Source organism: Algoriphagus sp. (assembly GCF_039969895.1).
Lineage (GTDB): Bacteria > Bacteroidota > Bacteroidia > Cytophagales > Cyclobacteriaceae > Algoriphagus.
The window spans coordinates 211,634-223,547 of the sequence record NZ_JBDVMZ010000008.1 but is presented as its reverse complement, the minus strand read 5'-3'; the positions used below and the strand labels follow the sequence as shown (position 1 = coordinate 223,547).

Genomic DNA, 11,914 nt, shown 5'->3' with positions numbered 1-11,914 from the left:
ATGAGCACGCAAAAATTAAAAGTAGCCATAGTCGGAGCATCTGGATTCACGGGTTCTGAGTTGGCGAGGTTACTCCTCAATCATGAAGGAGTTTCTATAGAAATGATCACTTCGGAGTCACATATTGGCAAGCCATTTTCTGATTTGCACCCGCAGTTTGTGGATAGGTTAGCTATTCCTTTAGTCAGTGCTGAGGAAGTGAGCAAGCAAAAGCTTGATGTGATTTTCTTGGCCTTGCCGCACGGGGTTTCCATGGATTTTGTGGCAAAATGGAAGGATTCAGGAGCGAAGATTATTGACCTTTCGGGTGATTTTAGACTTTCTAACAAGGAAGTTTACGAAGAATGGTATAACAAAAAGCATAGCTACCCGGAAGGATTTGCAACAGCAGTATATGGTTTGCCAGAGCTTTTTGCTGATAAAATCAAGTCTGCAAATCTCGTTGCTAACCCAGGTTGCTATCCAACAGCATCTATTTTAAGCATGGCTCCGCTTTTTGCGAAGCAGCTGGTCGAAGAAAAATCTCTGATCCTCGATGCAAAGTCGGGTCTAACGGGAGCCGGGATTAAGGCGAGTGCTACGACACATTTTTCTAATGTCAATGAGAATTTCAAGGCTTACGGCATCGCTGGTCACAGGCATACAATAGAGATTGAAGAGCAATTGGGTGGATTGGCAGGTAGCCAAACTGCGGTTCAGTTTACTCCGCATTTATTACCTGTGGATAGAGGTATTTTGGTGACAGCTTATGCCAAAATCAAAGGCGAAATGAATCAGGCAAAATTGACTGAGATCTATCGGGATTTTTACCAAGACAAGCCATTTGTAAGATTGAGGAATCAAGCTCCAGGGATCAAAGATGTGCGCGGAAGTCATTTTTGCGATGTATTTCCAGTTTGGGATGCAAGGACTGAGCGTGTGATTGTGATCTCGGTAATTGATAACTTGCTAAAAGGCGCAGCTAGTCAGGCGGTTCACAATATGAATTTGATGTTTGGATTGACGGAGTCTGAAGGATTGAACCAGGTGCCATTGAAGCCCTAAGTGATTTAGTTAAGCTGATTCAATCATTAGTTAGTTTTTGGGGAAAATTCAGGATAATTAAAATCTTAATAAGAAAAAGATGATTAAAAATATAACAAACGTACGCGGCATCAAATGCTGGGGTGCACATACAGGAGTGAAGTCAATGAAGCGGGATTTGGCGATTATTTACTCCGAAGTTCCTGCCGCAGCGGCTGGGACGCTGACACAAAATAAAGTTCGTGCTGAGCCTATCAAGATTACTGAGAAGAATCTGGCTAATAACAAGGCACAAGTGATTATTTGCAATGCAGGAAATGCCAACGCCTGTACCGGAGACCAGGGACGAGAAGGAGCTGAGGCAATGGTAAAAGCTGCGGCGGAGACTTTAGGGATTTCGGAAGAGGATGTGATCGTAGCTTCCACAGGTATTATTGGGGTGGAGTTTCCCACCGAGGATGTAGTGGAAGGACTGAAGGTAAACATCCCAAAACTTAGCGGAGAGCTACGAGCCGGGTCATTTGTGGCGAATGCTATTTTGACTACGGATACTTTTGCCAAAGAAGGCTTTATTGATTTTGAGTACGATGGAGTAAGGATCAATATGGGCGGTGTAGCCAAAGGCTCTGGCATGATTCACCCGAATATGGCAACTATGCTAGCTTTTGTGGTGACTGATTTTCACATTGATGAGAAATTACTTCAGGAAGCTGTTTCTTACTGTGTGGATCGTTCCTTCAATATGATCACAGTAGATGGCGACACTTCTACGAATGACATGGTCGCTGTGATGGCTAATGGCTTAGCTGGAAATAGGAAGGTGACTTCTGAAGAGGATCCAGGCTATGCTATTTTTCTGGAAAAGTTATTGGAGCTTTTAACTCACTTGTCCAAACTGATCGTGTCAGATGGTGAAGGCGCATCTAAATTTATCGAGTACAGAGTGAGCAAAGCCAGAACAGAAGCTATTGCCAGGACTTTGGTTCGGGCGATATCGGATTCTACTTTGGTGAAAACAGCCATGTTCGGTCGAGATCCTAATTGGGGAAGAATCGTTGCGGCTGCAGGGAATGCTGGCGTTGCTTTTAATTACAAAAAGGTGAATCTTTTCATTGGCGATCAAAACCATCTGGTGCAGGTGCTGGACAAGGGTAACCCGGTGGAATTTGAGAAATCCTATATGAAAAAGCTATTGAGAGAATCTCACGTGAGAGTACATATGGAACTCAACACTGGAGAGGAAGAGGGGATAGGCTGGGGATCGGATCTGACAACCGACTATGTGATGTTCAACTCGGTTTATACTACGTGATAAGTATTTTTCCTCCGGGTTAAAAGTTATCCTGCTTCACCAGAAGCAGGATTTTTTATGTGCTTCTAATCAATTTTTTCGAAAAACGCTTCTAGGTCTAGCTCAAAACCGGGGATACAGGCTGAGCTTATTATATCACCATGAGAAAAGAGTCGCGAAGGCTGATATTTTCCATTTATTAAACTATAAATTATCATGGTCTCTTCAGATGGATGAATAATCCAGTATTCCTTGACACCGGACTCTTCATACACTTCATATTTGTTTCTTAACTCCTTCTTATTATTTCCTGGGGAAAGCACTTCTACTATCAGATCCGGCGCCCCGACACATCCTGCTTCATCCAATTTGGAACGGTCACAAACCACACAGACATCTGGCTGGACTACTGTGAATATTTCTTCATTCTTTCTGGACTTAACGGGTAGGCGCACATCAAAAGGAGCGATAAATACTTCGCATGATTTCTTCTCCAGGAAGTTTAAAAGCTCTGAGCCTAATCGAAGCACAATTTTCTGATGCTTCATTCTTGGCGAAGCTGCAGCAGAACGAAACACTTTACCCTTGATGAGTTCGACCATTTCATCAATTTCCCAAGTCAGGTAGTCTGCATAGGAATATACGCCGTATTCTGTAAACGGCTCTTTTACAAGATCTTTTTCCTCAGATTCCATAGGAGCAATTTAATGAAATGGCTTGAAAAAAACAGTAACTATAAAAGTCCATCGAGATTCTTAAAACTCAAAGGGCTCACATGTACCTCCCCACTTCAAACCCTTTCAATTCCAAAGTGGTGTCTTTTTGCTGGTGCAGTTCACTGATGATTTTGCCGGAAGCTGGTGCCAGGCTGATTCCCATCATCGAGTGCCCTGAGTTTACCATGACGTTAGTATAGCCGGGAGCAAATCCTATGTACGGAAGTCCATCTGGGGAACATGGTCTTAGGCCTTTCCAGATTTTGTTCTCCTCGGGAAATTTTGCTTCAAATGCTGGATAAAATCGATTGATGGATTCGAAGATTCCTTTCACGCGGTTCATATTAACCTTTTGATTGACACCGGCGATTTCCATCGTGCCGCCAAATCGAATTTGATCTCCGTAAGGGCTCACAGCCACTTTCATTTCTGTCAAAATGGAAGCTTGCATGATCTCAGGCTTGTTTTCCTGTAGAAAAGAATAGCCTTTTCCACCCATCATAGGAAGGCTGAAACCTAGCTTGCCTGCCAATTCTCCAGACCATGACCCTCCAGCAATAATCACTTTTTCTACTTCGATTTTTGCTTTGTCGGTGATTACGGCTTTGACAGTAGTGCCATTTTTTTCGAAATCAGTAATGGTAGTATTTGGAAGGAATTTCACACCTTTTTCTTGCAAATAGCTTTTCATAAATCCATATAATTTGCCTGGATCTAAGTGTGCATCCCCTGGGAATCTTACCGCACCGCGAGCTTTTACTTCCAGGTTTGGCTCGATGGTTCTGATGTCTTCAGGTGTCAGAATATCTGCTTGTAAACCGTTTGCATTGGCGAGATGAGCGAATTCGATTTCTTCTTTTTCTACGGCTTCAGTTTGATAAATCATCATCAAACCCTTTTCCTGCAAAGCAATATGAGATTCTGGATGCTCGTCTCTGAACTCCTGATATAGGACTTTACTAAGTAAACTCAGGTTTTTCAAAATAGGTACGCTCCGCTCCACATGCGCAGGACTGGAAGCTCTATAGAATTGATAACACCATCGAAGCAGTTTGGCATCCAGACGTGGATGAATGTAGAAAGGGCTTTTGGAAGAAAACATCCAAGAAATGCCTTTACTGATCATGCCCGGAGCTGCTAGAGGAATGATGTGGCTGGGTACGATCATGCCGGCATTGCCTGTGGAGCAATTGACATTCATATCGCTCTGATCGATTACCTGAACTTCTACTCCTTCTTTCTGAAGAAAATATGCGGTGAACAGGCCGATTATTCCGCCGCCGATGATGATGGTTGGTTTCATTTTTTATAGCACAACCTTGAGGTTTGTAAAACCTCAAAGGTTTAGTTAATAAGTACTTTTCAGAAAAGACCTTCGAGGAGATTATGCGCTTCTTTGTCGCTCCTAATGACACCTCAAAGGACTAAATGACTTGGAATCCATGCACATACGGGTCGTCGTCGTCCAGTAGGATGGTATTATATCCGTACACTTTTGCCCAGCCTTCTATGCTTGGTATGATGGCAGGTTTGCCTGCTATTTCGGTTTCTTCTTCGATTCTCCCGATGAATTTTGAGCCGATGAAACTCTCATGGATGAAATCTTCTCCTCGTTTCAAAAGGCCTTTTGCATGCCATTGGGCTAATCTTGCTGAAGTTCCAGTGCCACAAGGTGAACGGTCTATCGCTTTAACCCCGTAGAAAACGGCGTTGCGAGCAGTACTCGTTGGATTGATGGTTTTTCCTGTCCAAAGTACGTGAGACAGGCCTTTAATCTCTGGGTGTTCCGGATGGACAAACTCGTATTTTTCATTCATCTTTTTGCGAAGCGAACGAGCCATAGAGATGAGTTGCTCTGCTTTGAAATGCTCCAATCCTGGGAAATTTTCCTGAGGATCCACGATGCAATAGAAATTGCCTCCATAGGAAACATCCACCGTTAGTTTTCCAAGATCATCAGATTCAATTTCTAAGTTCTCAGCAGCCAGAAAGCTTTTCACATTGGTTAGTTTGACCGATTTGACCTTTCGCCCTTCCTGCATGTATTCGACCAGTACTAAGCCAGCCGGAGTTTCCAGCCTAAGTTTTCCGGGAGTTTTTGGATAGATCAAGCCTTCCTCTAGCGCAACTGTCACCGTCCCAATCGTACCATGTCCACACATCGCTAAGCAACCGCTGGTTTCTATGAAAAGAACTGCTACGTCATTTTCAGGATTGTGTGGAGGGAAAAGCATAGAACCGGACATCATATCATGACCTCTCGGCTCGAACATCAATCCCGTTCTGATCCAATCGTAATTTTCAAGAAAATACTGCCGTTTTTGTAGCATATTTTCTCCTTTAAGAAAGGGAACGCCCCCAGAAACTACCCGCACCGGATTACCACAAGTATGGGCATCGATGCAGGAGAACGTGTGTCGTGTTGACATGAACTAATTCAAGATTGGAAAATTGGACTATTGGAAAATAAGGCTTTGGAAAGTTTAGATTGGAAAGTGGATTGAGACATACATTTTTTCAATGAATTATGGGGTTCAGCAAAATTCCGTAAATCTCAAATCTCAACTTATTTAATTTTCTCAACCGTAAACTTCCCGTTCACTTGCCTGGTGATTTTAAGGGGGTTTTCATCTCTCAATGCCTCAGGCAACAATTCGTCTGGCATATCTTGAAAAGCAATAGGTCTGGCAAATCGCTTGATGGCATGAGCTCCTACTGAAGTGCTGTTGGCATTTGTAGTGGAAGGGAAAGGTCCTCCGTGCTGCATCGCATAGCCTACTTCAACACCTGTAGGAACTCCAGCGAAAAGTAACCTCCCACATTTTTCCTCCAAAAGATTCAGTAGTTGTGAGTTGGCTTTCAGCTCGGAGTTATCTGCCCAAAGCGTGATGGTCAATTGCCCGTGAAGTTTTTCGGCAACGTCTATCAGTTCGGCTTCATTTTCATAAATCACCATCAACGCAAATGAACCAAAAACTTCCTGCTGAAAAACATCATCCGCCATCCAATCTGCCGCGCTGATCTGTGCCATTGCTGGACTTACGTTGATCAAATGAGCTGCATCAGGCACTTTTACCCATGTCAACTCTGACCTAAGTGTGAGTTCTTTGATCGTTTTATAATAAGACTCTGCTATTCCTTCGTGGAGCATAGGTGAAGTGGCGATCTCTCTCAGTTCATCAGAAACGGCGTTAGCAAATTGTCCTGCCAAGTCCTTTGGTACGAAAATCAGTCCCGGGTTGGTGCAGAACTGGCCTGCTCCCAACGTGAGGGAACTTATGTAATTCTGTGCTAATGGGACTAATTCATTCCCTAAGCGCTGAGGGAAGGTGAAAATCGGATTGACCGAACCCATTTCGGCATATACCGGAATAGGTTCATCGCGATTGCTGGCAATATTGAATAGTGATTTTCCAGCGCCGTAGGATCCAGTGAATCCAACTGCTTTTGCCAAAGGATGCTTCACCAGGTCCTGACCCATTTTCACACCGCCTTCTACATGGGTAAAAATACCTGCTGGCAATCCTGACTTTTCAAGTGCTTGAGAGATACAAGAGCCTACAAACTTTGACGTATCAGGGTGAGCAGGATGTCCTTTGTAAATCACTGGACAGCCTGCTGCCAGTGCAGAAATCGTATCACCTCCTGCTGTGGAAAAGGCTAGAGGGAAATTGCTCGCGCCAAAAACAACCACTGGGCCCACCGGGATGAGCATTCGGCGAATGTCAGCTTTTGGAAGTGGGGATCGTTTTGGATCTGCCGGGTCTATGGTGGCTTCTACCCAACTCCCTTCTCGGAGAAGGTTTGCAAAAAGTTTGATTTGACCAGTAGTTCTTCCTAATTCGCCATTTATTCTACCCTCTGGAAGGTTTGATTCTCGAACTGCCATCAGGACAATTGCACTTCTATTCTCTTCGAGTATTTCTGCGATTTTTTCCAGAAAATCCGCTTTTTTGGTTCCTGAGAGGTTTTTATAGCTTAAAAAAGCTTCTTGTGCTGAGGTGAAAATTTGATCTAGGTTCATAGGTTGCGATTGAAATAGTGGAAAATTAACGATTGGAAAATTGTTGATGACGAGTCACAGAGGTATATCGGTTTCCCATCTTTTTACAATTTAGGCCTTTTAGCTAAGCCTTCCGAAATGATTTTTTCCACTCTTTCTCTTTCTTCACCTATCAAGGTTAACCTAGGAGCTCTCACATATTCGCTACCAATCCCGCAATGCTGCTCAGCAAGCTTGATGTATTGAACTAACTTGGGATGAATGTCCAATTCCAAAAGGGGCAAGAACCAGCGGTAGATTTCTCTGGCTTCTTCGCTTTTGCCTTCGTTGATCAGGTCGAAGATTTTCACAGTTTCCTTCGGAAAAGCGCAAACTAGACCGGCCACCCATCCATCAGCTCCCATGACTAATTCCTCCATGGCAAGCGTGTCCACTCCACAAAGTAATTTGAAACGATCGCCAAATCTATTTCTCATCCGAGTAACATTAGAAATGTCTCGAGTAGATTCTTTGATTGCCTGTATATTTTCACAGACTACTAATTCAGCGAACATGTCGATCGTCACCAAAGTCTTATAATCCACCGGATTGTTATAGATCATGATGGGCAGATCAGTGCTGCCTGCTATTGTTTTGAAATAGGTTACCACTTCTCTGGCATCCGCAGCATAGCGCATAGGAGGCAAAATCATCAAACCTGATGCTCCCAGTTCTTTGGCTTTGGCTGCCCAGAAAAGGGCGTCTTGCGTAGCTCCTTCTGCAATATTCAAGATTACAGGGACCTTACCCTTCAGGTAGTTGACAGTTTCTCGGGTCAGGGTGATTTTTTCTTCCTGAGAAAGTACCGAACTCTCGCCAAGAGTACCGCCTAGAATGATTCCATGGACTCCAGACGCTAGCTGGAAATCAATGTTTTTGAAAAATAGCTCCATATCCAAACTTCCGTCTGCATGGAATTTCGTCGTCACAGCGGGAAATACACCTTTCCAATTCATAGTTTTTTTCTTCAAAGGTAGAAGCTGAATCAGCGGGAGGAAAGTATATTTTTAGTAAATAATGACTCTATTTTGATCAAATAATGGATATTGGTATATTAAAATTATAATATAAGCCTATTTTAACTTATGAATAAAGTTATCTCCTTTCAGATTCCTAAGTCTGAAAATACCTTTATAAAGTATCAGGAAGATCGAGGGAAGTATTTTTATGACAACCTTCACCAGCATCCCCAAGCTCAACTTACGTTGGTAGTAGAGGGCAGGGGTCAGCTTTTGGTCGGAGACTATGTGGGGAGATTTGAGCCGGGAGATGTGTATTTGCTTCCTGAGAGCATTCCGCATGTTTTTCGAAGCGATTCAGATTATTTTTTGGAGGAAAATAACCTGAGCATCACAGGAAAAACGATTTTTTTTGATTTCCAAGCGCTTCATAAAGCATTTCTAGAAGTAGATGATTTTTCTGAATTAGCTCAAATGAGTCAAAAACTGAAAATAAGTTATAAGGTAGTAGGAGAGACGAACCGAAAACTAACCCAAATCCTTATGCGATTTGGAGAGCTTATGGGATTGCGCAGACTACAAGAGTGCATTCATGTTATTTCTCTTTTTGATTTCAATTCCAGTGATTTTTTGTCTTTGAATCAAGTGCCTATGCAGCACAGGATGAATGAGAAAGACGGAAAACGAATGGATCAAGTGATGCGATTTATCTTAGATAATATCACTCGCCAAATCAGTTTGGAAGAAGTAGCGGAGCAGGCTTATATGAGTAAAGAGGCATTTTGCCGGTTCTTTAAACTAAGGACAAGAAGAACATTCACACAGTATGTGCAACAATTAAGAATCACAGAAGCGAAGAAATTGCTTTTGGAAACAGATGCGAGTATTTCCCAAGTTTCCTACCAGGTAGGTTTCCAAACGCTTTCGCATTTCAACAAAACGTTCAAGAACTTCACTGCTATGACCCCCAAAGATTGGCGGAAGTTGGAGTGAAATGAAGGATTGTTAACTTATGTTGAGAATTTTTTTTCCCAGAATAGGGCGAGTCAACCAGTAGAAAGTTTTCTTTCATTACAGACTACATTGAATGTGAAAAGCTGTTAAATGCCTATTCAGCTGTGATATACATCCGGTTAGAAGTTTTATTGCTTAGATGGCATTGGGTTTGGCTATTGGATACTCACAAGAAAACAAACCAACTATGAAAAAATTACTTTTATCACTTACCCTTATGATGGCAGCTTTAGCCACGTATGCACAGACTACTCGAGAAATTGAGGACATTAATGAAGATAATTCCTGGCTCAAGCTTGGTCTTAATATGGGGATCCCTGTGGGGGATATTGGTGACTACTCATCTTTTGCTTTTGGATTAGATGTAGCAGGGCAATTTATGAGAACGGATAACTTTGGATTGGGTGTGGCAACTGGTTATACTAATTATTTCAAAGATTCGGATGTAGCAGGAGCCGAAGATTTTGGAGCTATTCCGCTAGGGTTGATGCTGAGATATTATCCAGAGCCGTCTGGGTTCTTTGTAGGGACAGACGTGGGATATACTTTTTTGACGGGTGATACGGCTAGTGATGGAGGATTTTATATTCGACCTCAAGTAGGGTATCATAATTACGACTGGAATATTTTCGCTTTCTACAATCAGGTATTTACTTCTGATCCATGGGCTGATGTACAGGCGATTGGCGTGGCAGCGACTTACAACATTAGATTCAAATAAAAACTCACAACCATGAAAAATCAATTGAAAAAGTACAGGCAGAGTCTATTTTTATTCCTAATGACTATGTTCACTTCTGTCGCGGCTTTCGCCCAGGATGGTGGATTAGATATTGATGTAAACATCGGTAAGGAAGAATGGTACCAGCAGCCTTGGGTATGGGTAGTAGGCGGGGCAGTGTTTATCCTGATTCTGGTAGCACTAGTGCGAAAGAAAAAATAGGAACTTTCTCTGGTTAAAGAATAAAAGGTCATTTCATTTGGAATGGCCTTTTTGCGTTTTTAACCTTAAAAGTAAGCTTTTCGATCATCGATCAATTTTTGTACTGCCATTCTAATTAGAATGCTTATTATCGTTTTGATTTCATTGATTTAATAATTGATATGAAGAAAATCCTACTCCTATTTCTTGTTTTTCTAGGCTCGCAGGCTTTGCAGGCTACAGAAATTGAAAAAACCATCCAGACCTACCAGGCTGATTATTCGGCGCTTCGGAGGCTTTATACCAATTCCCTTTCGATGGAATATTTCACCAGAATCCAACACTTCAATCAAGAGTATTTGAGGGAATTGGGTAAGATGGATTATAATTCTCTCGACGAAGACGATAAGATTGATTATGTGCTTTTTAGAAATTATTTGGATAAAGAGCTTGCCGAGTTGGCAATTGATAAAGCTTACTTTTCTGAGATAGCGAATGTTTTGACTTTTTTAAAGCCCCTGGAGGTGTTCTATCAAGGACGGAGAAGAGCAAAGAAACCTGATTCTCAGCTCTTGGCAGCAGAGTGGGACGAAGTTTCCCGACAGGTAGATAATCAACTGAAAGAGTTGGCGAGCACTCCGAAATACAACAGTTGGCAGAAAGCTGATTTGGCTGCGAGCGCAGTAGAAGCGATGAATAGAACAACGGGCGAAGCCTATTCCTATTATTTCGACTTTGATCCGATGTTCACTTGGTGGATGCCTGAGCCTTGGAAGAAGCTTGATGCAAGTATGAAAGCCTATGCAAAAGCATTGCGAGAGCATTATACCAATTCTGTAAAAGACGATGGAAGTGGGATTATTGGCAGACCAATCGGAAGGGAAGCTTTGGAAAAGCAGTTGGCTTTTGAGATGATCGCTTACAGTCCGGAGGAATTGATAGCTGAGGCCGAGAAGCAATTTGCCTGGAGCGAAAAAGAGATGCTGAAAGCCTCTAACGAATTGGGGTTTGGTGACGATTGGAAGGCTGCTTTGGAACTGGTGAAAGAGGAATATTTACCGGCGGGAGACTGGCCTGCAGAGGTTATTCGACTAGCAGAGGAAGCTACTGAATATGTGGAATCTAATGATTTGGTGACCATTCCGCCTTTGGCCAAAGAAACTTGGAGAACCGTGATGCTCTCTGCTCAGCGTCAGCGCATCAGCCCGTTTTTTCTGGGTGGCGAGACTATACAGATAGCATATCCTACCTCGGAGATGAGTCATGAGGATAAAATGATGAGTTTGCGCGGAAATAACCCACATTTTTCCAGAGCAGTAGTACATCATGAGCTGATTCCTGGGCATCATTTGCAGCAGTTTATGAATCAGCGAAATATGGTACACCGACGAATGTTCGGTACTCCATTTTGGACAGAGGGTTGGGCGTTGTATTGGGAGTTTATTCTGTGGGATAAGGGATTTCCGCGGGATGCGAAAGACAAAGTCGGAATGTTATTCTGGAGGATGCATCGTAGTGCTCGGATTATTTTTTCCCTGAATTATCATCTGGGTAATATGACTCCTCAAGAGTGTATCGATCTACTGGTAGAAAAGGTAGGCCATGAGCGTGCTAATGCTGAAGCCGAAGTTCGTAGATCTTTTGAGGGGAGCTATGGGCCCCTGTACCAAATAGCCTACATGATTGGAGCGTTGGAGTTTTATGCCATGCGAGGAGAAGTGGTCGATTCAGGTAAAATGACAGAGAAGGAATTCCACGATTTGATCCTGAGCCAAAACGCCATGCCAGTGGAAATCTTAAGAGCAAAAGTCACTGGAAATCCTCTGAAGAAAGATCATAGAGCGAGCTGGAAGTTTTTGGATTAAAGGGAGTTCATTACTCAGCGTATTATCAGCAGTAATCCTAAAAAAAGGAGTCCGAATCGGACTCCTTTTTTCTACTATGAAA

General features: G+C 42.8%; 11 protein-coding genes. 6 read left to right on the top strand and 5 right to left on the bottom strand.

Annotated elements, in window-relative coordinates:
- Together argC and argJ are read left to right on the top strand one after the other, a co-directional pair.
- Positions 1–1,044, top strand: coding sequence for an N-acetyl-gamma-glutamyl-phosphate reductase (argC, locus tag ABJH64_RS05135; protein WP_348274140.1), 1,044 nt, complete (start codon positions 1–3; stop codon positions 1,042–1,044).
- A gap of 79 nt (positions 1,045–1,123) precedes the next feature.
- The gene (gene argJ / locus ABJH64_RS05130; protein ID WP_348274141.1) at positions 1,124–2,335 is read left to right on the top strand and encodes a bifunctional glutamate N-acetyltransferase/amino-acid acetyltransferase ArgJ; all 1,212 of its coding nucleotides are present in this window, start codon (positions 1,124–1,126) and stop codon (positions 2,333–2,335) included.
- Between the two features lie 65 nt (positions 2,336–2,400).
- On the opposite strand, the gene ABJH64_RS05125 is transcribed toward argJ, so the two are convergent.
- The 5 genes from ABJH64_RS05125 to ABJH64_RS05105 all read right to left on the bottom strand — a co-directional run bounded on the left by ABJH64_RS05125 (position 2,401) and on the right by ABJH64_RS05105 (position 8,028).
- The gene (locus ABJH64_RS05125; RefSeq protein WP_348274142.1) at positions 2,401–3,009 is read right to left on the bottom strand and encodes a Uma2 family endonuclease; all 609 of its coding nucleotides are present in this window, start codon (positions 3,007–3,009) and stop codon (positions 2,401–2,403) included.
- 76 nt (positions 3,010–3,085) lie between these two features.
- Positions 3,086–4,333 carry an FAD-dependent oxidoreductase gene (locus ABJH64_RS05120; RefSeq protein ID WP_348274143.1) on the bottom strand — a complete coding sequence of 416 codons (1,248 nt, stop codon included), beginning with the start codon at positions 4,331–4,333 and terminating at the stop codon, positions 3,086–3,088.
- Between the two features lie 121 nt (positions 4,334–4,454).
- A complete protein-coding gene (locus ABJH64_RS05115) occupies positions 4,455–5,459 on the bottom strand; it encodes a 4-hydroxyproline epimerase (RefSeq protein WP_348274144.1) in 1,005 nt (334 codons plus the stop codon).
- Between the two features lie 137 nt (positions 5,460–5,596).
- Complete coding sequence (locus ABJH64_RS05110; protein WP_348274145.1) at positions 5,597–7,054, bottom strand: aldehyde dehydrogenase (NADP(+)); 1,458 nt, start codon at positions 7,052–7,054, stop codon at positions 5,597–5,599.
- 83 nt (positions 7,055–7,137) lie between these two features.
- A complete protein-coding gene (locus ABJH64_RS05105) occupies positions 7,138–8,028 on the bottom strand; it encodes a dihydrodipicolinate synthase family protein (RefSeq protein WP_348274146.1) in 891 nt (296 codons plus the stop codon).
- A gap of 129 nt (positions 8,029–8,157) precedes the next feature.
- Here ABJH64_RS05105 and ABJH64_RS05100 point away from each other — a divergent pair, with 129 nt between their 5' ends.
- From ABJH64_RS05100 to ABJH64_RS05085, 4 genes are all read left to right on the top strand, one after another.
- Positions 8,158–9,024 (top strand): helix-turn-helix domain-containing protein, encoded by an 867-nt coding sequence (locus ABJH64_RS05100; RefSeq protein ID WP_348274147.1) that lies wholly within the window; start codon positions 8,158–8,160, stop codon positions 9,022–9,024.
- A gap of 208 nt (positions 9,025–9,232) precedes the next feature.
- On the top strand, positions 9,233–9,766 hold the full coding sequence (locus tag ABJH64_RS05095; protein WP_348274148.1) for a hypothetical protein: 534 nt from the start codon (positions 9,233–9,235) through the stop codon (positions 9,764–9,766).
- A 12-nt stretch (positions 9,767–9,778) separates the two neighbouring features.
- On the top strand, positions 9,779–9,988 hold the full coding sequence (locus ABJH64_RS05090; protein WP_348274149.1) for a hypothetical protein: 210 nt from the start codon (positions 9,779–9,781) through the stop codon (positions 9,986–9,988).
- A 161-nt stretch (positions 9,989–10,149) separates the two neighbouring features.
- Positions 10,150–11,832 carry a DUF885 family protein gene (locus ABJH64_RS05085; RefSeq protein WP_348298992.1) on the top strand — a complete coding sequence of 561 codons (1,683 nt, stop codon included), beginning with the start codon at positions 10,150–10,152 and terminating at the stop codon, positions 11,830–11,832.
- Positions 11,833–11,914 lie beyond the last annotated feature (82 nt).

What these genes read in the sequence shown, in the direction of transcription:
- ABJH64_RS05110 (WP_348274145.1), bottom strand. Translation starts at nt 7,054, where the DNA reads ATGAACCTAGATCAAATTTTCACCTCAGCACAAGAAGCTTTTTTAAGC.
- ABJH64_RS05105 (WP_348274146.1), bottom strand. Translation starts at nt 8,028, where the DNA reads ATGAATTGGAAAGGTGTATTTCCCGCTGTGACGACGAAATTCCATGCA.
- argJ (WP_348274141.1), top strand. Translation starts at nt 1,124, where the DNA reads ATGATTAAAAATATAACAAACGTACGCGGCATCAAATGCTGGGGTGCA.
- argC (WP_348274140.1), top strand. Translation starts at nt 1, where the DNA reads ATGAGCACGCAAAAATTAAAAGTAGCCATAGTCGGAGCATCTGGATTC.
- ABJH64_RS05090 (WP_348274149.1), top strand. Translation starts at nt 9,779, where the DNA reads ATGAAAAATCAATTGAAAAAGTACAGGCAGAGTCTATTTTTATTCCTA.
- ABJH64_RS05125 (WP_348274142.1), bottom strand. Translation starts at nt 3,009, where the DNA reads ATGGAATCTGAGGAAAAAGATCTTGTAAAAGAGCCGTTTACAGAATAC.
- ABJH64_RS05085 (WP_348298992.1), top strand. Translation starts at nt 10,150, where the DNA reads ATGAAGAAAATCCTACTCCTATTTCTTGTTTTTCTAGGCTCGCAGGCT.
- ABJH64_RS05095 (WP_348274148.1), top strand. Translation starts at nt 9,233, where the DNA reads ATGAAAAAATTACTTTTATCACTTACCCTTATGATGGCAGCTTTAGCC.
- ABJH64_RS05100 (WP_348274147.1), top strand. Translation starts at nt 8,158, where the DNA reads ATGAATAAAGTTATCTCCTTTCAGATTCCTAAGTCTGAAAATACCTTT.
- ABJH64_RS05115 (WP_348274144.1), bottom strand. Translation starts at nt 5,459, where the DNA reads ATGTCAACACGACACACGTTCTCCTGCATCGATGCCCATACTTGTGGT.
- ABJH64_RS05120 (WP_348274143.1), bottom strand. Translation starts at nt 4,333, where the DNA reads ATGAAACCAACCATCATCATCGGCGGCGGAATAATCGGCCTGTTCACC.